Source organism: Lysinibacillus sp. NPDC093692 (assembly GCF_050280125.1).
GTDB lineage: Bacteria > Bacillota > Bacilli > Bacillales_A > Planococcaceae > Lysinibacillus.
In genome coordinates this window covers 1-22142 of record NZ_JBNNUW010000035.1, presented here as the reverse complement: position 1 = coordinate 22142, position 22142 = coordinate 1, and the positions used below count along the sequence as shown (strand labels likewise).

General features: G+C 37.1%; 17 protein-coding genes. 7 read left to right on the top strand and 10 right to left on the bottom strand.

Going from position 1 to position 22142, the window contains the following annotated elements; all coding sequences use genetic code 11:
* Nucleotides 1–15 precede the first annotated feature (15 nt).
* The 10 genes from ACQKN4_RS23630 to rpmH all read right to left on the bottom strand — a co-directional run bounded on the left by ACQKN4_RS23630 (nucleotide 16) and on the right by rpmH (nucleotide 10915).
* A complete protein-coding gene (locus tag ACQKN4_RS23630) occupies nucleotides 16–864 on the bottom strand; it encodes a ParB/RepB/Spo0J family partition protein (RefSeq protein ID WP_079563361.1) in 849 nt (282 codons plus the stop codon).
* Complete coding sequence (locus ACQKN4_RS23625; protein ID WP_427416089.1) at nucleotides 857–1618, bottom strand: ParA family protein; 762 nt, start codon at nucleotides 1616–1618, stop codon at nucleotides 857–859. Before ACQKN4_RS23625 ends, ACQKN4_RS23630 begins: the two co-directional genes overlap by 8 nt.
* Nucleotides 1619–2017: 399 nt before the next feature.
* Nucleotides 2018–2917, bottom strand: coding sequence for a nucleoid occlusion protein (gene noc / locus ACQKN4_RS23620; RefSeq protein ID WP_079563359.1), 900 nt, complete (start codon nucleotides 2915–2917; stop codon nucleotides 2018–2020).
* 179 nt (nucleotides 2918–3096) lie between these two features.
* Entirely contained in the window at nucleotides 3097–3813 is a 717-nt protein-coding gene (gene rsmG, locus ACQKN4_RS23615; protein WP_427484994.1) for a 16S rRNA (guanine(527)-N(7))-methyltransferase RsmG, read from the bottom strand.
* A 456-nt stretch (nucleotides 3814–4269) separates the two neighbouring features.
* Complete coding sequence (gene mnmG / locus ACQKN4_RS23610) at nucleotides 4270–6165, bottom strand: tRNA uridine-5-carboxymethylaminomethyl(34) synthesis enzyme MnmG (protein WP_427484993.1); 1896 nt, start codon at nucleotides 6163–6165, stop codon at nucleotides 4270–4272.
* Between the two features lie 28 nt (nucleotides 6166–6193).
* Entirely contained in the window at nucleotides 6194–7579 is a 1386-nt protein-coding gene (gene mnmE / locus ACQKN4_RS23605) for a tRNA uridine-5-carboxymethylaminomethyl(34) synthesis GTPase MnmE (RefSeq protein WP_427484992.1), read from the bottom strand.
* Nucleotides 7580–8468: 889 nt separating this feature from the next.
* On the bottom strand, nucleotides 8469–9278 hold the full coding sequence (gene jag, locus ACQKN4_RS23600; protein WP_079563355.1) for an RNA-binding cell elongation regulator Jag/EloR: 810 nt from the start codon (nucleotides 9276–9278) through the stop codon (nucleotides 8469–8471).
* Nucleotides 9275–10045: a membrane protein insertase YidC gene (gene yidC / locus ACQKN4_RS23595; RefSeq protein ID WP_079563354.1), complete on the bottom strand. Its 771-nt coding sequence runs from the start codon at nucleotides 10043–10045 to the stop codon at nucleotides 9275–9277. The genes jag and yidC overlap by 4 nt, the downstream gene beginning before the upstream one ends.
* Nucleotides 10046–10334: 289 nt before the next feature.
* Nucleotides 10335–10679 (bottom strand): ribonuclease P protein component, encoded by a 345-nt coding sequence (rnpA, locus tag ACQKN4_RS23590; protein WP_079563353.1) that lies wholly within the window; start codon nucleotides 10677–10679, stop codon nucleotides 10335–10337.
* A 101-nt stretch (nucleotides 10680–10780) separates the two neighbouring features.
* Nucleotides 10781–10915: a 50S ribosomal protein L34 gene (rpmH, locus tag ACQKN4_RS23585; protein ID WP_004233310.1), complete on the bottom strand. Its 135-nt coding sequence runs from the start codon at nucleotides 10913–10915 to the stop codon at nucleotides 10781–10783.
* Between the two features lie 557 nt (nucleotides 10916–11472).
* On the opposite strand from rpmH, the gene dnaA reads away from it, so the two are divergent.
* From dnaA to ACQKN4_RS23550, 7 genes are all read left to right on the top strand, one after another.
* Nucleotides 11473–12822, top strand: coding sequence for a chromosomal replication initiator protein DnaA (dnaA, locus tag ACQKN4_RS23580; RefSeq protein WP_079563352.1), 1350 nt, complete (start codon nucleotides 11473–11475; stop codon nucleotides 12820–12822).
* A 169-nt stretch (nucleotides 12823–12991) separates the two neighbouring features.
* Nucleotides 12992–14128 carry a DNA polymerase III subunit beta gene (gene dnaN / locus ACQKN4_RS23575; RefSeq protein ID WP_079563351.1) on the top strand — a complete coding sequence of 379 codons (1137 nt, stop codon included), beginning with the start codon at nucleotides 12992–12994 and terminating at the stop codon, nucleotides 14126–14128.
* Nucleotides 14129–14294: 166 nt separating this feature from the next.
* Complete coding sequence (gene yaaA / locus ACQKN4_RS23570; RefSeq protein WP_427484991.1) at nucleotides 14295–14519, top strand: S4 domain-containing protein YaaA; 225 nt, start codon at nucleotides 14295–14297, stop codon at nucleotides 14517–14519.
* 3 nt (nucleotides 14520–14522) lie between these two features.
* A complete protein-coding gene (gene recF, locus ACQKN4_RS23565; RefSeq protein WP_079563349.1) occupies nucleotides 14523–15638 on the top strand; it encodes a DNA replication/repair protein RecF in 1116 nt (371 codons plus the stop codon).
* Between the two features lie 92 nt (nucleotides 15639–15730).
* Nucleotides 15731–17665, top strand: a complete 1935-nt coding sequence (gyrB, locus tag ACQKN4_RS23560; RefSeq protein ID WP_079563348.1) for a DNA topoisomerase (ATP-hydrolyzing) subunit B — start codon at nucleotides 15731–15733, stop codon at nucleotides 17663–17665.
* A gap of 25 nt (nucleotides 17666–17690) precedes the next feature.
* On the top strand, nucleotides 17691–20174 hold the full coding sequence (gene gyrA / locus ACQKN4_RS23555) for a DNA gyrase subunit A (RefSeq protein ID WP_427484990.1): 2484 nt from the start codon (nucleotides 17691–17693) through the stop codon (nucleotides 20172–20174).
* Between the two features lie 343 nt (nucleotides 20175–20517).
* Complete coding sequence (locus ACQKN4_RS23550) at nucleotides 20518–21600, top strand: HD-GYP domain-containing protein (RefSeq protein WP_079563346.1); 1083 nt, start codon at nucleotides 20518–20520, stop codon at nucleotides 21598–21600.
* Nucleotides 21601–22142 lie beyond the last annotated feature (542 nt).

Sequence of the window (22142 nt, the reverse complement as noted above, 5' to 3'; positions counted from 1 at the left end):
TCATCTATATTTCTCTTACTCTTCTTGTAAATTTAGTATTTCTAAAATGCGTTCTAAATCATCTTCAGAGTAAAATTCAATTTCAATTTTCCCTTTATTATTAGCTTTTCTAATTTGTACATTTGTTCCAAAATAATCACGTAACTGTGATTCCTTAGCTGCAACAAATATATCCTTTTTCTTCGGCTGGGTTGTTTCACGTGAAACTTCTTCATTTAAGTTGTGTACTAACATTTCAACTTGTCGCACATTTAAGCCTTGTTTAATGACCTTATTAGCCACTTCTGATATTCTTCTTTTATTTTTCAATCCAAGTAATGCTCGTCCTTGTCCCATCGATAATGTCCCATCGTTCATAAACTTACGAACATCCTCTGGTAATGCAAGTAAACGAACGTGATTGGCAATATGCGGTCTGCTCTTCCCTAATCGTTTGGATAACTCCTCTTGTGTTAAATGTAAGTTTTCCATTAAGCTTTGGTATGCCTCAGCCTCTTCAATAACTGTCAGATCTTCACGCTGCAGATTTTCTAAAATAGCTAACTCCATCATTTGCGTATCTGTTAGCTCTTTTATAATAGCTGGAATAACCTTTAACCCTGCTAATTGAGTTGCTCTATAACGGCGTTCCCCCGCTACGATTTCATATTTACGTCCCTTTTTACGTACGGCAATAGGCTGTAAAATGCCATGTTCCTGTATAGAGTCAGCTAATTCTTGTAAAGTTTCTTCATCGAATATTTTACGTGGCTGAAATGGGTTTGCGACGATAAGTTCTAATTGTATCTCTTCCACTTGCCCACTTTGTTCTAAAGACTCCCCAGGAAATAGTGCACTTATGCCTTTTCCTAAACCTTTAGCCATTTTTAATCACTTCCCTCGCCATCTCTAAATACACTTCTGCACCTCTTGATTTTGCGTCATAAGTGATAATTGGCTGTCCATGGCTTGGAGCCTCACTTAATCGCACATTACGAGGAATAATTGTTTTATATACTTTTTCTTGGAAATATTTTTTCACTTCATCAATAACTTGTAAGCCAAGGTTTGTTCGTGCATCAAGCATCGTCAATAATACACCGTCAATGTATAATTGCTGATTTAAATGTTTTTGCACTAAACGGACAGTTGATAACAACTGGCTTAATCCCTCTAATGCGTAATATTCGCATTGTACAGGAATAATGAGTGCATCCGAAGCCGTTAAAGCATTAATTGTTAGTAGCCCTAACGAAGGTGGACAATCGATAATAATATAATCATAGTCTTCTTTTACATCTTGAAGGGCATGCTTTAAACGTACTTCTCTGGAAATAGTCGAAACTAATTCAATTTCTGCTCCTGCTAATGAAATGGTCGCCGGAATGATTGCTAAGTTTTCGACATTTGTTTGTTGAATGACGTTTTCAACTTTTTCATCATCAATTAACACATCATAAATACAGCCGTGGAGCTCTCCCTTATTAATACCAAGTCCACTTGTTGTATTTCCTTGTGGATCAGTATCGATTAAGAGCACTTTCTTCCCTAAATATGCTAGACAAGCGCTCAAATTGACCGATGTCGTTGTTTTTCCTACGCCACCTTTTTGATTGGCGATTGCTATAATTCTACCCATTTAAAAGCACCTGCTTTCATCTATCAAAGTCCACTTTGACAAATCATTTGTAAAATCACTATTCTATACGTCTATCTTACTTTCATTCTATCAAAAAAACAGAACAGAGTTGTATAAAATATTAAGAATATATGCAAAAAAGGAGACATCTCAGAAATATTACTAAGATGTCTCCTCCGTACAGAGATATAAAAGCGACTTATCATCATAACGTTGGGTTGATTTCCGTTCCGGCTCAACGCTTTCTCGGGGGCGTCCTGAGCCCACAAGGAGTGGTGGCCCAAGCCCCTACTCTAATCAACTTATATATATGATATACGCTATACAGATGACATCCTCAATTTTGATGATGTCATAAAAGTCATTTTTTTATTTTTTTAATAAAACTTCAATCACGACTTAAGACTTTTTCTTTTTAGGGATTTTCACTGTAATTTGATAATATTCCTCTGTATCTTCTTCTTCAGTCTTAACTGTAATACCGCTCTTTGTTACCATTGATAACGACTGTTTAATCGTGTTTAAAGCAATACGTACGTCTTTACTAATGGCCTTACGCTTCGGCTTTACTTTCTTCGGCTCTGCTTCTTCTTGTACTTCCAACTCTGGATGCAATAAAGAATAAATTTGCTCTTCTAACTGACGAACATTCCAATCATTTTCAATCGTTTGTTGTAAAACTTCTAGCTGTAGTGGCTGATCTTTAATTGCAATTAAAGCACGTGCATGTCGTTCAGAGATTTCACGTTTTAAAATAGCATGCTGTACTTCCTCAGGAAGCTTTAATAAACGCAATTTATTGGCTACCGTGGATTGTCCTTTTCCAAGTCGTTGGGCTAGAGCTTCTTGTGTCAGCTCATGAAGCTCCAATAATTTTTGATAGGCAACAGCTTCTTCAATTGCTGTTAACTCCTCACGCTGTAAGTTCTCAATTAACGCGATAGAGGCTGTTTCCTTATCAGTTAAATTTCTTATAATTGCCGGAACTTCTGTCCATTGTAGCTTTTTCATTGCTCGATAACGACGCTCACCAGCAATAATTTCATATTGTTTTTCTGCTGTTTTACGTACAACAATTGGCTGAATTACACCATGCGTATGAATGGTTCTTGATAACTCTTCAATTTTTTCATCATCAAAAATAGTACGTGGCTGAAAACGGTTAGGCACAATTTGATCAATCGGCAGCTTTATAACCTCTTCCGCTGCATGAACCGTCTCTGCTTGTTCTACTTCATTTTTCACAATAGGCTCAGTTTTATTTCCGCCTCCAAAAAAACGTGAAAAAGGACTTTTCATCCAAGTGGCACCACCTTTTAGTAACTATCTTGCTCTGTTTTATTCTATTATTATTTATTATATTTCTTAAAATGTATATAGTTCGTAGATGTCATTTGCGTGAACCATCCATAACTAGTATGTATGCTCAAAATAGAAAAAATATTTTCTACTTTGAGAAGTTTCACATGAAACACTAATTATTGAATCGGTGATTTATTTGGTACACCTGGTTTACGCGGATATTTTTTTGGTGTTCCTTTTATTTTATCAAAGATATATAACATGCGGTCACTTTCTTCAACAGGTAGATGGAAAGAAAACTCTTCTTTTAGTGCAACCCCTAATGTAGTCAATGCTTTTTTGGCATCTTTTAATTCTTCCGCACCAGCTGCTGCTTTTAAAGCAACAAAATAACCACCTTGTTTCGCTAGTGGTACACATAACTCTGATAAAACCGATAAGCGGGCTACTGCACGAGCTGTTACAACATCAAACTGTTCACGATATTTCGCATTTTGAGCAAATTCCTCTGCACGTGCATGTACAAAATTCATATTCTCTAATTGTAACTCCTCACTTAAATGATTTAAAAATGTAATTCTTTTATTTAAAGAATCGACAATTGTGACATGTAAATGTGGGAAACAGATTTTAATTGGAATACTAGGGAAACCAGCACCTGCTCCTACATCACAAACTGTTGTTACTTTTGAAAAATCAAAATAGAAAGAGGCACTAATCGAATCATAAAAATGTTTTAAATAAACACCTTCTAAATCGGTAATAGCTGTTAAGTTCATCTTTTCATTCCACTCAACAAGTAACTCAAAATATTTTTTGAATTGAGCAATCTGCTTTTCAGAGAGTTCGATGCCCTTTTTCTTTAAAGCCTCGATAAATTGTTGTTCGTTCATGTAAAGTCTCCTTTTTCTATATGGCTTTACTATCCTTACATTGACTTGTAAGCATGTATTCGCTCGCTCTTAAAATCAACTATGAAAAAATAGCATAGCCATCAACTATGCCTCGGCATAATTGCGTCCTGAATCGGCTTTGTGCTTAGGCCTGCAGATGTTTTTTGTGCGAAAGCGAAGCGACAGCAACATGTTTTTGTCTGTGCGAAAGCGAAGCGACAGCAACAACATCACGAGGGCCAACACGATGTCGGTCATTTCGGTAATGCCATAGGACGTGGCGTTCTTAGACTGAGTTCCTCTATTTCTGAGGATATTTGGAAACCCCTGAAATAGTGACTTAAAACCGCATTCATCTCACCACCTATGGAGATGAGAGATGAATGCTGAAAGAAGTTAAAAATAGGAAGCGGGCACAAAGGTATGCCCGCCTCTTATTCACTTTACTGTTCTTAATTATTCGCCGCTGACGCGTGCGATTTTACCTTGCTCAATATACACAAGTAATATTGAAATATCTGCTGGGTTTACACCGGAGATTCGCGATGCTTGGGCAATGGAAAGTGGTGTAACTTGTTTTAATTTTTGTCGAGCTTCTGTTGCTAGACCTGAAATAGCATCATAATCAATATTTTCAGGGATTTTTTTATTCTCCATTTTATGAAGCTTTTCAACTTGTTGTAATGCTTTTTCAATATAGCCTTCATATTTAAGCTGAATTTCAATTTGTTCCTTCACTTCATCCGAAAACTCTATGTCGGCTGGAATTAATGAAGAAATTAAACCATAATTCATTTCTGTACGTTTTAATAAATCTGCTCCACGAATACCGTCTTTTAGTTCACTGCCACCTACAGAGCGAATAACAGCTTGTGTTGTTTCATTTGGTTTAATAATAACTTCACGAAGACGTGTAATTTCGTTATCAATCAGCTCTTTTTTCTCATTGAATTTTGCATATCTTTCCTCAGTAATCATTCCCATATTAAACCCTTGCTCTACCAAACGTAAATCAGCGTTATCATGACGAAGTAGTAAACGATATTCCGCACGAGATGTTAGTAAGCGATACGGTTCATTTGTTCCCTTTGTTACTAGATCATCAATTAATACGCCAATATAAGCATCTGAACGACCTAAGATTAATTCTTCTTTTCCAAGCGCATTAGCAGCAGCATTCATCCCAGCCATTAAGCCTTGAGCTGCCGCTTCCTCGTAACCTGATGTACCATTGATTTGACCAGCAGTATATAAGCCTGTAATGCGTTTTGTTTCTAACGTTGGCCATAATTGTGTTGGCACGATTGCATCGTACTCAATAGCATAGCCAGCACGCATCATTTCTGCTTTTTCTAAGCCTGGGATTGATTTTAGTAAACGTGTTTGTACATGCTCTGGTAAGCTAGTTGATAAACCTTGTACATACACTTCACGTGTATCGCGACCTTCTGGCTCTAAGAAAATTTGGTGGCGCGGTTTATCGTTAAATCGCACAACTTTGTCTTCAATAGAAGGACAATAACGAGGACCCGTACCTTTAATCATCCCTGAGTACATCGGTGAAAGGTGTAAGTTTGCCTCGATAATTTCATGTGTCTCTAGGCTTGTATAAGTCAGCCAGCAAGGTAGTTGATCCATGATGAATTCAGTTGTTTCAAAGCTAAATGCACGTGGAACTTCATCCCCTGGTTGAATCTCAGTTTTATCATAATCAATTGTACGGCTATTCACTCGTGGTGGTGTACCTGTTTTAAAACGCACAAGGTCAAAGCCAATCTCTTTTAAGTTATCTGCTAAACGAATAGACGGTTGTTGGTTATTAGGACCACTTGAATACTTTATGTCTCCAATAATGATTTCACCGCGAAGGAATGTACCTGTTGTGATAACAACTGTTTTAGCGCGGTAAATAGCACCGATTTGTGTAATAACACCTTTTACTTCCTCGTCTTCGATAATTAATTCTTCCACCATACCTTGGTGCATTATTAAGTTTTCAGTTTCCTCCAACACGCGTTTCATTTCTTGTTGGTATAAAACTTTGTCCGCTTGCGCACGTAATGCACGCACAGCAGGACCTTTCCCTGTATTTAACATACGCATTTGAATATGCGTTTTATCAATAACTTTCCCCATGACGCCACCTAATGCGTCAATTTCTCGTACTACGATTCCTTTGGCAGGACCACCAATGGAAGGATTGCATGGCATAAATGCAATCATATCTAAATTGATTGTTAACATCAGTGTGTTAGCACCCATTTTGGCTGCGGCGTATGCAGCTTCAGAACCTGCGTGACCTGCGCCAATTACGATAACATCAAACGTGCCTGCCTCATATTTTGTTGGCATAGCTCGTATCTTCCTTTCTTTAATAAAATTATTTTCCTAAGCAGAACTGTGAAAATAACTGATTAATTAGGCTTTCCTGTACTGTGTCACCTATAATTTCACCAAGTAATTCCCATGTTCTTGTTACATCTATTTGCACCATATCAACAGGTACACCAGCTTGTGCTGCAGCTAATGCATCCTCGACTGTTGCTTGTGCTTGATGAAGTAATGCAATATGTCTTGCATTTGAAACATATGTTAAATCGCCCGCTTCAATTTGCCCTTCAAAGAATAACGCGGCAATCGCTTCCTCTAGTTCTGCGATACCCTCTTCTTGTAAAAGAGAAGTTGTCACAACGCGACGGTTGCCTGCTAGCTCTTTGACTTGTGCTAAATCAATTTTTTGCGGTAGATCTGTTTTATTAACGATAACGATGTAATCCATCGCTTTAATCGTTTCGAATAGACGCTCATCCTCGGCAGTCAATTCTTCTGCGTAGTTTAAAACAAATAAAATTAAATCTGCTCCACGCAACGCCTCACGTGAACGTTCAACACCAATTCGTTCAACGATATCCTCTGTTTCTCGAATACCAGCTGTATCGACTAAACGAAGCGGAACACCACGTACATTCACGTACTCTTCTATAATATCACGAGTTGTCCCTGCTATATCTGTCACAATAGCCTTATTCTCCTGTACTAAACTATTTAAAAGAGAAGATTTCCCAACGTTTGGGCGACCTAAAATAACAGTTGATAGACCCTCTCGTAATATTTTTCCCTGAGAAGATGTTTGCAAAAGTTTACTAATTTCATTTCGTACCCATGTACATTTTTCTACTAATACTGGTACTGTCATTTCTTCTACATCATCATACTCCGGATAATCTATATTAACCTCAACTTGCGCTAATGTCTCTAGTAATGCTTGGCGTAAGTCACCAATTAAACGCGATAATTTGCCATCCATTTGTCCTAACGCTACATTCATCGCTCTATCAGTTTTCGCTCTTATTAAATCCATGACTGCTTCTGCTTGTGATAAATCGATACGTCCATTTAAAAATGCACGTTTTGTAAATTCACCTGGCTCTGCTAGTCTTGCTCCATTAGTTAATACTAGCTTTAATACACGGTTTACCGAAACAAGTCCACCGTGACAGTTTATTTCTATTACATCCTCACGAGTGAATGTTTTAGGTCCGCGCATTAATGACAGCATTACTTCCTCTACAACCTCATTCGTTTTTGGATCGACCAAATGTCCATAATGAATTGTATGTGAAGCCTTAGTTGTTAAACTTTTTCCACCAGGTGATCTGAATATTTTATCTGCAATTGCGACTGCTTCGTCCCCACTTAAACGAACAATAGCAATAGCGCCTTCACCCATAGGTGTGGATATCGCAGCAATTGTATCGAACTCCATTTAATGACCTCCTTAACGTTATCCACATGTGGATAAATAAAAACCGACCAATACTTACTAACACCTTAGACTAACATATTTTCTGTAAAATCTAAAGTAAGGATAATTTCCAATTGTGGATAATCAGAAAGTTCTACATTATAGCACGTATTTCGACAAAGGTTGCAAATGCCAGAGCGTTAATTCTAGATCATAAAAAAACTCTTTTGCCAATGAATAAAGTATGCTCTTCGGCAAAAGAGGGGTTGATTTCCGTTCCGACTGAGCGCTTTCCTGAGGGCGTCCGATGAGCCGCTTCACTCGCGTTGCTCGCTCCAGGGTCTCATCTGTGACGCTGATCCCCAAGTAGTCGCTCAGTCTCCACTCCAATCAACTACTTCTCTTGAAATATATCTTCTGGCATGTCACGCATAATTTTTAGAGATAAAACGAAAACTTCAACAATGTTAATCTGTGCGAAAGCGAAAAGTAAGCAACAATACTGGCGTAAAATTGTGTCACTGATATAAGTCTTTTTTTCGATTACGGTAAATAGATATAGTGTTCACTTTTGAATTGAATAAAAATTATACAAGTTCTATTGGAGTGGAAGGCTACTCGACTCCCGTGGGAATGTGAGACAGGCGAGACCCTGAGGCCAACATGATGTTGGTCACGAAGGCGTTGTCACAGGACGTGACGCATTTATCCTTCGTTCCTTTAGTGGAGGAAGCGGCTTGACGCTCGCCCACAGGAAAGCGGGTAGCCTGGAACGGAAATCACCCTCACCATGAGGCACCACTACATTCATAAAGATTCCCTATGCCATCTTGTTTTTCAACAACATAAAAAAGTCATTTTATCAGGACGATAAAATGACTTTAGCTTTGTCTGTATGTTTTTACGAAGCTTAGTCGTTTTTTACAGGCTCAATGACTAAATAACGATTAGGCTCCGTTCCTTCTGAGTATGTTTCAATATCAAGGCGATTTGCCAATTGATTATGAATAACTTTTCTTTCGTACGACTGCATTGGCTCAAACGTTACACGCTGATTTAAGCGAAGTGCTTTATCCGCCATACGATCTGCCAGTAACTCCAATGCTTCTTGACGACGTTCACGATAGTTTTCTACGTCTAATTTCACCATTAAGAACTGCTTGGCACTTTTATTTAACACAAGATGTGTTAATTGCTGCAAGGAATTTAATGTTTGACCACGTTTCCCTATAAGCAGTGCAGCTTTCTCGCTTTTCAGCTGAAATAATACATATTTCCCTTCACGTGTCGTTTCAATTTCAAGATCATGAATATCCAATTGTTCTGCAATGTTTACTAAATAAGACTTTGCATCTTCAATTGGGTTTATCGAGGTATCTTCTCCCTCTTTTTGTTCCTCTACGACTTGTTGAACCGCTTCGATATCACTTAGTTGTTCAGAAACTTGTGAACTTATTGTTTCAACATCATCTATTACTGTTGATTCGACAAATTGATTCGTATTTTGCTGTTCAGCTTTTTCCGCCTCAATCGTTGGCCGAACCTGTACTTCCTTTACTGTTACACGAACTTCTGCAGATCGTGCCCCAAAACCTAAAAATCCTTTTTTACCTTCTTGTAAAACTTCAACATCTACTTGTTCACGGGTTTTTCCAAGTTTCTGTAACGCTAATGAGATCGCTTCTTGTGTTGTTGCGCCTATTTGCGTAAGTTGTTTCACTTTTTAGCCCCTCCATTTTGAGCAGGTTGTGTTTTATCTTTTTTCCAAGGTTTATAAATAAACAGGTTTTGAGCAATCGAAATAATGTTACCGATTACCCAGTATAGTGATAATGCTGCTGGTAATGCCATACCGAAACCAATAATCATAAATGGCATAATGTACATCATTATTTTCATTTGAGGGTTATCCATCGCCGGGCCCGTACGTAAAACAACAAATTGCATTAAACCAGCTATAATTGCTAATGCCGGTGCAGGTTCTGCTAACGGGAAAATAAAGAAATTCCCTAAATCGAAAGCAGCTGTAGCATTCATACGACTAATCGCATGGTAGAAACCCATTAAAATTGGCATTTGAATGAGTACAGGTAAACATCCAGCAAGTGGATTGACACCAGACTCACTCATAAGCTTCATCATCTCTTGTTGATACTGTTGCTGTGTCTGTGCATCCTTAGAAGCATACTTCTTTTGTAATTCCTTCAGTTTTGGCTGAATTTCTTGCATTTTTTTAGAGCTCTTTGTTTGTTTAATCATCAATGGAAGAATGGCTAAACGAATAAAAATCGTTACAACAATAATCCCCCATGCATATGAACCAAGCATTTCAGCAAAGTATTTAATCGCTGACACTAATGGCCAAACAATGAATTCATTCCAGAAGCCTGTGCTTTCTTTGGAGATTGGTTCATTGAATTCTGTACAACCAGATAGTAGTAATACTACTGATACTAGCGACAAAATTACCCAAAGTTGTTTCTTCAACCTTCTTCCCCCTACAAATACTATTCACTTTTTCTAAAACTATATGCATTCTCTTCTTTATACATTTACAGTTTCCTGCTACTGAATAAAGTTATCAGTTATTTTATCATGCACATAACGTTTCACTCTACTAAATATTCTAACAATGTACATATATTTGCTAAGTAATGTTACTAATCATTCACATATCGCAGTGAAATCTTACTTTAAAATACCCCTATGTGTATTTTAAGTGATTTCACTTTCACGCAGAAACGCTTTTACTTCACCACTTTGGTTGCCATCCATATTACGTCTTCTTCAAAACCTTTGCGATTCGTAGTACATGCTGCAAACTTTGTTTTACTTCATGAAAATCCATAGTGGCCGCCGGTTGTCTGGCGATAATAACATAGTCCATATTCTGCTTCACTTCATCTTTTAATTCATGAATACTTTGTCGAATATAGCGCTTGATCTGGTTGCGTGTTACTGCATTCCCAAGTTTTTTGCTAACCGATAATCCTACACGAAACTCTGCTTGTCCCTCTTTTTCTAAAAAATATACGACAAACTGACGATTAGCGAAAGATTTACCCTTCTTAAACACCTTTTGAAAATCATCGTTTTTTTTCACTCGTTGGCGTTTTTTCATTACTTTCACCTGCTACTCGATAATTATCCTTTGATCCTCATTTCTAGTTTTCCCAAAAATAAAGAAAAAAAAGACCACTGATGTGTCTCAGTGGACTTATTTTATGCTGATAATACTTTTCTTCCTTTACGACGACGAGCAGCAAGAACTTTGCGACCGTTTTTCGTGCTCATACGTGCGCGGAAACCGTGAACTTTGCTGTGCTTACGTTTCTTTGGTTGGTAAGTACGTTTCATTTATATAGACACCTCCTGAATGAGTTGAATTTTTCAACATACAGACCTGAATATTATATAAAGTAACTAGTTATTTTGTCAATGACTTTTATAAATTTATATATTTATGCAAATCCACATCTATGTTTCCCTAAAATCCTCTTCTCCTGAATAAAATAAATTATCCACAGAATACTTGTTTTTTTTACACAGAGTTGTGTATAGTATTTTTTGCATATTTTTTTATCCACAACACTTATCTACACCTTTTTCACATAAGCAGACCTTGTGGACAACTTGGACGTGCATAAATAAAAGGTATGTGGATAAGTTTCACAAACTATTGAAATAGCTTTGTTTTTCTGATACGATATCTGTGCTTCACTTTGTTGAAAACTGAAATTACTTATTATTTTATCCACAACTGTTAATATGCTGTGGATAATTTTTATCACAGCCTTTGGTTAACTTTTATCCACAACTTGTGAGTTTGTGGACTAGTTGTAAAATGAACGTGTTTACCGTTTCTATAAATGCGCTTTTTTAAATTGTATTGAACTGTAAAGGAGATTAGCAGCTTGGAACATTTAGAAGAACTATGGAATAATGTCCTGGCTCAAGTTGAACAAAAAATTTCTAAACCAAGCTTCGAAACGTGGCTTAAGTCTACTAAACTACTTTCCTACAATGGTAGTGGTTCTACTGTGACGATTGCTGCGCCAAATTCGTTTGCTCGAGACTGGCTTGAGAATCATTATATTCATTTGATTACAGGTATATTAACGGAGCTTACAGGCGAAGACTTGCTTATTAAGTTTGTTGTTCAAAAAAACCAGGATTCGGACGATTTCGATTTACCAGCGCCGATTATCCAAGCAAAAAATGACGATCACCATGATATTTCACCAGGTATGTTAAACCCGAAGTATACTTTTGATACGTTCGTTATCGGCTCTGGTAACCGCTTTGCACATGCTGCCTCGCTAGCTGTTGCAGAAGCACCTGCGAAGGCTTATAACCCATTTTTTATCTATGGGGGAGTAGGGCTTGGCAAAACACACTTAATGCATGCGATTGGTCATTATGTACTGGAACATAATCCAAATGCAAAGGTAGTCTATTTATCATCTGAAAAATTTACAAATGAATTTATTAACTCAATTCGAGATAATAAGGCACTTGATTTCCGCAATAAATATCGCAATGTAGATGTACTGCTAATTGATGATATTCAATTTCTAGCAGGAAAAGAATCAACTCAGGAAGAATTTTTCCACACTTTTAATACATTGCATGAAGAATCGAAACAAATTGTTATTTCCAGTGACCGTCCTCCTAAGGAAATTCCGACATTGGAAGATCGTTTGCGTTCTCGATTCGAATGGGGACTAATTACAGATATTGCGCCTCCTGATTTGGAAACTCGTATTGCCATTCTTCGAAAAAAAGCAAAGGCTGATGGTCTAGAAGTGCCAAATGAAGTCATGCTCTATATTGCGAACCAGATTGACTCCAATATTCGGGAGCTTGAAGGTGCGCTTATTCGCGTCGTTGCCTATTCATCACTTGTTAACAAGGATATTAATGCGACTTTGGCTGCTGAGGCGCTAAAGGATATTATTCCCAATTCGAAGCCACGAACTGTCACTATACTAGACATTCAAAATGCAGTAGGTGAGCACTTTAACATTCGTTTAGAGGATTTCGCCGCGAAAAAACGTACAAAATTAATTGCCTTTCCACGTCAAGTCGCGATGTATTTATCTCGCGAATTAACAGATTTTTCGCTGCCGAAAATTGGCGAAGAATTTGGTGGACGCGACCATACTACTGTTATACATGCTCACGAAAAAATATCTTCTATGTTGAAAAATGACGCTCAGCTTCAGCAAGATATTAAACAAATTCGAAGCATGCTAGGGAAATAATACTGTGGACAACCCATATGTTTAAACACAAACTTATACACAGTCTATCTACATGTGGATAGACTGATTTTATTCACTTAAACACACTTATCCACAAATCCACAGGGCCTATTACTATATCTTTTTTATTTTATATAAATAAATAATATAAATATGTGAGGGAAAACGAATGAAATTTGATATTTTACGTGACCGTTTATTAGAGGGTTTAAATGATGTCATGAAAGCCGTAAGTTCTAAAACAACTATTCCAATTTTAACAGGGATTAAAATCGATGTAACAACAGAGGGTATTCGTTTAACAGGTAGTGACGCTGATATTACTATACAAACATTTATTCCAGTTGAAGAAGATGGCCAACAAATAATTCATATTACAGAAACAGGATCAATTGTTGTACAAGCTCGTATGTTTAATGAAATTGTACGTAAGTTACCAACAAATGAGGTTGAAATTCAAGTAACAGCTAGTTTCCAAACTCATATCCGTTCAGGTAAATCTGAATTCCACTTAATTGGCTCAGATGCTACTGAATATCCTTTATTACCTGAATTAACAGAGGATCAAAAATTTACTATTCCTGCAGACCTATTAAAGTCAATTATCCGTGAAACAGTATTTGCTGTTGCCACTTCAGAAAGTAGACCGGTGTTGACAGGTGTAAACTGGCAGATAAAAAACGAAGCGTTAGTCTGTGTTGCAACAGATAGCCATCGTTTAGCAAGACGTAAAGTTCAACTGGAAAATTTACCTGAGGTTGAACATAGTGTTGTTATTCCTGGTAAAAGTTTAAATGAGTTAAATAAAGTTTTAGAGGATTCAACAAATCTTGTTCAAATCGTTATTACAAGCCAGCAAGTGTTATTTAAAACTGGAGAAGTATTATTCTTCTCACGTTTACTTGAAGGTAACTACCCAGATACAACACGTTTAATCCCAGAAGAATATCAAACAAATCTAACGATTAACGGTAAATCATTATTACAAGCAATCGATCGTGCATCTCTTGTTGCTCGAGGCGACCGTAATAATGTTGTACGTTTTGAAATTTTTGATAATCAATCTGTGGAAGTTTCTTCTAACTCTCCAGAAATCGGGAAGGTTCAAGAAGAAATTCCTGTTGAGTCATTAGAAGGGGAGAACTTAAAAATTTCTTTCAGTGCGAAGTACATGATGGAAGCATTGAAAGCAATAGATGGTCAAGAAGTAGTCATTCAATTCACAGGAGCAATGAGACCGTTTATTTTGCGTTCTGTTCATGACGATGCAATTTTACAGTTAATTTTACCTGTACGAACTTATTAAATTTCAAACAGTTTTGGTTGGAGAGATTAAACTCCATAACTTCAAGCTCTAAATACTTTGAAAAACGTTCTGATAGTCGCTAGTTGCGGCTATCTTTTTTTACTTATGGCGGAATTTTAGGTATGATAGAGAGATAGACAGTTTGTATTTGGAGGGGAACTCAACTATGAAGGACATTAAAATTGATGTAGAGTTTGTCACATTAGGGCAACTTTTAAAAATTACCGATGCTATTAGCTCTGGTGGCATGGCGAAATGGTTTTTACATGAAAATGATGTTTATGTAAATGGAGAAATAGATGATCGCCGCGGTCGTAAATTGCGTCATGGTGACATTGTAAATATTCCTGGGTGTGGTCGATTTCGTATCGTTGACACAACTGGACAATAGATTATGCTGATAGAGCAGTTAAAACTTACAAATTACCGTAACTATGATGATTTAGCATTAAACTTCTCTCCAAAAATTAATGTTTTCATTGGTGAAAATGCACAAGGGAAAACAAATGTTATGGAATCTATTTACGTATTAGCGATGGCTAAATCTCATCGAACGACGAACGATAAAGAATTAATACGTTGGGATACAGACTATGGTAAAATAGAAGGGGCCGTTCGAAAAAGGCATGGTATTTTACCGATTGAGCTTACGATTACGAAAAAAGGAAAAAAAGGTAAGATAAATCATATAGAACAAAGCCGCCTCAGTCATTATATTGGCCAAATGAATGTCGTTATGTTTGCACCCGAAGATTTAAATGTCGTAAAGGGAAGTCCGCAATTACGACGACGTTTTATTGATATGGAGATTGGGCAAATTTCGCCTGTTTATTTGCATGATTTATTAACCTTTCAAAAAATTTTAAAGCAACGTAACCATTTTTTAAAAATGAATCAAGGTAAAAAAATGCCAGATGACGTGATGTACGAGGTTTATAATGAACAATATATTCACGCAGCTACCCAAATTATTCGAAAAAGATTTCAATTTATGGATTTATTGCAAGAGTGGGCAGAGCCAATTCACGCAGGTATTTCACAAGGGAAAGAAACGTTAGCTATTAAATACCGCACAGTAGCGGGTATTGAAAAAGAACATACTTCCAGTGAAATTGAAGGCTATTTGCATAAAAAGCTAATTGAAGCTAAGGACCGTGAATTTGATCGAGGTGTAACACTAGTTGGTCCACACCGAGATGATTTGCAGTTTTTAGTAAATGGCTATGATGTTCAGACATACGGTTCACAAGGACAGCAACGTACAACCGCTCTTTCCTTAAAACTTGCTGAAATCGAATTAATTAAACAAGAAACAAATGAAACACCCATACTACTTTTAGATGATGTATTGTCGGAACTCGATGATTATCGTCAATCGCATTTATTAAACACCATTCAAGGTGAAGTTCAAACCTTTGTTACGACTACAAGTGTTGATGGAATTCATCATGAGACGATGGAGCATGCACAGCTGTTTCACGTGAAACAAGGAGCGATTGAAGAAAGTTAGCCCGGGGAGTTTTTTAGATTACAAAAGAATGGTAATAGTCAGCTCGGTTGACTGTTCATTCATTTACACACAATGATGTTATGAAGGAGTAGATGAAAGCCGTGGCTATAGAGAACGAAGGTTTACAAAATCAAGCTTATGAAGCCGATCAGATACAGGTATTAGAAGGATTAGAAGCTGTACGTAAAAGACCAGGGATGTATATTGGTTCAACAAGCTCTAAAGGGCTTCACCATTTAGTATGGGAAATTGTTGATAACAGTATTGATGAGGCACTTGCAGGATTCTGTACAGATATAAAAGTAACGATAGAACAAGACAATTGGATTCGTGTAGAGGACAATGGTCGTGGTATTCCGGTAAGTATTCAAGAGAAAATGGGTAAGCCTGCTGTTGAAGTTATTATGACAGTGCTCCATGCTGGCGGTAAGTTTGGCGGTGGAGGATACAAAGTTTCAGGCGGTCTTCATGGAGTAGGGGCATCTGTTGTAAATGCTCTATCTGTCGAGACAATCGTTCAAGTTCATCGTGAGGGTCATATTCATGAAATTAAATTTGAACGTGGAAGAACTGTTCAAGAGTTAAAGGTTATCGGTGATTCAGATCGTAACGGAACAACTACACGTTTTAAAGCAGACCCTGAAATCTTTAAAGAAACGACTGTTTATGAATATGATATTTTAGCACATCGTATTCGTGAATTAGCTTATTTAAATCGTGGTATTAGGATTACAATTGCTGATGAACGCGAAGGTGAAGAACGTTCTACTACGTATCATTATGAAGGTGGTATTCGTTCTTATGTAGAGCATTTGAATCAATCTAAAGAGCCAATCCATGATCCGATAGATGTTCTTGGAGAAAAGGATGGTATTTCAGTTGAAATTGCTATGCAATATAACGCTGGATTCTCTTCTAATATTTTCTCATTTGCTAATAACATTAATACGTATGAAGGCGGTACACATGAATCTGGTTTTAAAACTGCTCTAACACGTGTTATTAATGATTACGCACGAAAAAATGGACTTTTAAAAGAGTCAGACGCAAATCTCACTGGTGAAGATGTTCGAGAAGGTTTAACGGCTATTGTTTCTGTAAAGCATCCGGATCCACAATTTGAAGGACAAACAAAAACAAAGCTTGGTAACTCTGAAGTTAGCCAAATTACTAACTCCTTGTTCTCAGATGGTTTTGAACGATTTATGTTAGAAAATCCAACTGTTGCTCGTAAGGTTGTAGAAAAAGGTCTAATGGCTGCTCGTGCACGTGTTGCTGCTAAAAAAGCACGTGAATTTACACGTCGTAAAAATGCACTTGAAGTATCAAGTTTGCCAGGTAAATTAGCTGACTGTTCATCTACAAACCCATCTGAATGCGAAATTTATATCGTTGAGGGTGACTCTGCCGGAGGATCTGCGAAATCTGGACGTGACCGACACTTCCAAGCAATCTTACCGTTACGTGGTAAAATCCTTAACGTTGAAAAAGCACGTTTAGATAAAATTTTATCGAATGCAGAGATCCGTGCAATGATTACAGCATTTGGCACAGGTATTGGTGAAGAGTTTACTTTAGAAAAGGCTCGTTATCATAAAATCGTTATTATGACAGATGCCGATGTTGATGGTGCGCACATCCGCACATTACTTTTAACATTCTTCTTCCGTTTCCTTCGACCTCTCCTAGAGGCAGGTTATATTTATATTGCACAGCCACCTCTTTATCAAGTTAAGCAAGGTAAACATGTTGAGTATTGCTATGATGATGTTACTCTTCAAGCAATTTTAGAACGGTTACCGAAAATGCCAAAACCAAATGTACAACGATACAAAGGTCTTGGAGAAATGAATGCAGAGCAGCTTTGGGAAACTACAATGGATCCTGAGCACCGCACATTGTTACAAGTAGAATTAGATGATGCAATTAAAGCAAACCAAGCATTTGAGCGTTTAATGGGCGATGAAGTTGAACCACGTCGTCAATTTATCGAAGAGAATGCAGTATACGCTAATTTAGATATTTAATTTTTCTTGAGAGGAGGTCTACACTTTGTCAGAACAAGAACGCTCCGGTGTTAAAGGAGTTAATATAACAAAAGAAATTGAAACATCCTTCCTCGATTATGCGATGAGTGTAATCGTTTCTCGTGCATTACCAGACGTACGAGATGGATTAAAGCCTGTACATCGCCGTATTTTATATGGCATGCAGGAACTAGGGAATACAGCAGATAAAGCGTACAAAAAATCAGCACGTATTGTTGGGGACGTAATGGGTAAATACCACCCACATGGTGACTCATCTATTTATGATGCAATGGTACGTATGGCGCAAGATTTCAGCTATCGTTACATGTTAGTCGATGGTCATGGTAACTTTGGATCTGTCGATGGCGACGGAGCGGCAGCAATGCGTTATACAGAATCACGTATGTCTCGTATTGCAATGGAAATGCTTCGTGATATCAATAAAGACACAATTGACTATACAGATAACTATGATGGTTCAGAAAAGGAACCTATCGTCCTTCCAAGTCGCTATCCAAACTTATTAGTAAATGGAGCGGCAGGAATTGCGGTTGGTATGGCGACAAATATTCCGCCACATCAACTTGGGGAAACGATAGATGCAGTGATAGCACTTTCAGAAAATCCAGCTATCACAACAGAAGAATTGATGGAAATCATTCCAGGACCTGATTTCCCAACTGGTGGATTAATTTTAGGTCGTAGTGGTATTCGCCGTGCCTATGATACTGGTCGTGGCTCCATCATTATTCGCGCAAAGGTAGAGATTGAACAAAAATCAAATGGTAAAGAAACAATTCTTATTCATGAATTACCATACCAAGTGAATAAAGCTAAGCTTATTGAAAAAATAGCAGAGCTTGTACGCGATAAAAAAATTGATGGTATTACAAATTTACGTGATGAATCTGACCGACGTGGTATGCGAGTAGTCATTGAAATTCGTAAAGATGCAAATGCCAATGTCGTTTTAAATAATTTATATAAACAAACAGCTATGCAATCGAGCTTCGGTATTAATATGCTGTCATTAGTAAATGGTCAGCCTAAAGTAATGGGCTTAAAAGAAATGTTGCATCATTATTTAGAGCACCAAAAGGTTATTATTCGTCGTCGTACGGAATTTGACTTAAGGAAAGCGGAAGATCGTGCACATATTTTAGAGGGCTTACGTATTGCTCTTGATCATATTGATGAAATTATTGCTATTATTCGTGGTTCACGCAGTGGTGATGAAGCGAAACCTCAATTAATGGAGCGATTCAATTTATCTGAACGCCAAGCGCAAGCTATTTTAGATATGCGTTTAGTTCGTTTAAGTGGATTAGAGCGTGAAAAGATTGAAGCAGAATATCAAGAACTTCAACTATTAATTGCTGAATTAAAAGCAATTTTAGCGGATGAGGCTAAAATTGTTGATATTATTCGCACTGAAATATTAGAAGTAAAAGATCGCTTTAATGATACACGTCGCACTGAAATTACTTCTGGCGGTTTAGAAATGATTGAGGACGAGGATTTAATTCCAGTCGAAAATTCAGTCGTAACTTTAACGCACAATGGTTATATCAAACGTTTAGCTGCGAATACATATCGTAGTCAAAAACGTGGCGGTCGCGGTGTACAAGGTATGGGCACAAATGAAGATGATTTTGTAGAGCATCTTATGAATACTTCTACACACGATACAATTTTATTCTTCACTTCAAAAGGGAAAGTGTTTAGAGCAAAAGGTTATGAGATTCCGGAATATGGTCGTACAGCGAAGGGATTACCGATTGTTAACTTACTCAATATTGAAAAAGGTGAAAAAGTAACCGCAATGATCCGTGTAGGTTCATTCGATGAGGATGCATACTTTATCTTCACTACTAAAACAGGTATTACAAAGCGTACACCAGTATCTCAATTTGCTAATATCCGAACAAACGGCTTAATAGCTATAAGTTTGCGAGAAGATGATGATCTTATTTCTGTTCGTTTAACAGATGGCAAGAAACAAGTGATTATTGGTACGCGTGATGGAATGCTTGTACGTTTCCAAGAGGATGATATTCGTTCAATGGGCCGTACTGCAGGTGGTGTACGAGGTATTAAACTACGTGATGGTGACGAAGTAGTTGGTATGGAAATCGTTGAACCGGAACAGGAAATTTTAGTTGTTACAGCAAAAGGTTACGGTAAACGTACATCTGAAGAGGAATATCGTTTACAAAGCCGTGGTGGTGTTGGATTAAAAACAATTCAAATCACTGATAAAAACGGTCCAATGGTAGCTGTAAAAACGGTTGATGGTTCAGAAGATTTAATGCTGATCACAATTAACGGCATGCTAATCCGTATGGATGTGAATGATATCTCATTAATTGGCCGTAGTACACAGGGTGTTCGTTTAATTCGTTTAGGCGATGACGAGCTTGTTGCAACTGTAGCGAAGGTTGAAAAAGAAGAAGAAGAATTGATTGAAGAAGAATCGAACGAAGAAAATACCCAAGTAGAAGAGTAATAAAAAGACCGATGACGACAGCTAATGTTTGCCGTTCATCGGTTTTTTCAGCATAAATCATGAAAAATAAGTAATTATTTTGAATTCCATGATAAAATAAGTTTAACTCCGTTCAGTGGGTGTCCAAACACCCACTGAACAGAGGAATTCAGTCTAAGAACGCCACGTCCTGTGGTAACGACTGAGTGACCAACATCACGTTGGCCCAAAGCCTCCGGCGGATGTCACAGAATAGGTAAGGAGTTCTTTGTGTAAGCACAAAGCCGATTCCGGACGCAATTATGCCGAGGCATAATTGATCCTTAAATTTATGCAAGCGAAATAGTGAAGAGGAGTTAATTGCGTGGAAACTATACATGTCCCAATTTCGGAGTTACGCATTGGTAAAGTAATTTCTGAAGATATTTTTGCTAATACACAACATCCAATAATTTTTAAAAACACAATAATTTCCCACGAGCATTTTCAAGTTTTTTTTGCTTTTAATATTTCAAGAGTCCCTGTTTATAAAGAAGGTGTAGAAACTCAATCAGAAGTAAAAGAAACAGGTTTAGTTGTTCCAACAGAACCTATACCGACTTTCAGAAAGATTTATGACAATTCAGTTGAACAATTTAAAAAGGAATTTAAAAATTGGGAAGCTGGTGCAAAGGTAGATATTGCGAAAGCACGCAAAATTATTTTGCCACTATTAGAAATGGTTTTAGAAGATCGTACAATAATTTTTGATTTAAATGAGTATTCAAATCCAAAAGACTATTTGTACCACCATTGTGTAGCAACAGCATTGATTTCTTCGGTGATTGCACAAAAATTAAGCTATGACAAAGGAATTACAATTCAAGTTGCAATTGGAGGGTTATTAGCTGATTGTGGAATGGCAAAAGTTCATCCACGTATCCGCGATAAAAAAACAACCTTAACAGAGCAGGAGTTTAATGAAATTTATAAACATCCGATTTATAGCTACAGCATGGTCAAAGATGTAACAATCTTAAAGGATACAATGAAAGAGGCTATTTTCCAGCACCACGAGCGTTTAAATGGTAGTGGTTATCCGAAAGGAGAAAAAATCGCTAATATTTCTACTTTCGCTCAAATTATCGCTGTTGCAGATGTATTCCATGCAATGACATGTGAGCGAGTATATAGAACAAAGCAATCTTCTTTTAAAGTCATAGAGATGATTAATGAATCTGAATTTGGGAAGTTTGATATTAAAGTAGTACGTGCACTGATAGATATTGTTGCTGACCTTCCTATAGGGACAATCGTTGAACTATCTAATCTGGAACAAGGCGAAGTGATGTTTGTAAATAAATTTGCACCAACTCGACCACTTATTAAATTAAGCCAATCAGGGGAGATATTTGATTTAGGTAAAAATCGTACCTTCTATATTTCACGTATTATAACAAATTTATAATAGTTGAAAGGCAACCCATTAATATTGGAGTTCGCCTTTTTTTATTTTTAATTCGCTCGATAAATTATATAGGTGATAAAACAAAAGTATCAACAAAGACTTAAAGGTTTAAATGAAGCGAGCTAAGTACGAGAAGATGAATCTCATAAAAACCAAGTCACACAGAGAAATGAACTTTTTGAAATTAGTTAACTTCTTTCAGCAAGTGTTTTATGTAACGCAAGTGAAACGTCAGTTACTGAAGTTTCCCACCTTCGGACTAATCTTTTTGAGCATAGTGGTGTAGACGAATAATAGATTTTAAAAAACTATTAATTAATTTTGAGAAAGTGTTGACATAGTTTTAGATTCTTGATATTATTAGTGAGTCGCCAAGAGGTGACACTAAAAAAAGATTAATGAACCTTGAAAACTGAACAAGCAAAACGTAATCAATAAAGTTTTTAGTAGCTAACCTTGAGTTGGTGAACGAAACAAAATTTTGGACATCAAACATGATGCCAGCAAAACAATTTGAGCTAATCAAATTTCTTTTATGGAGA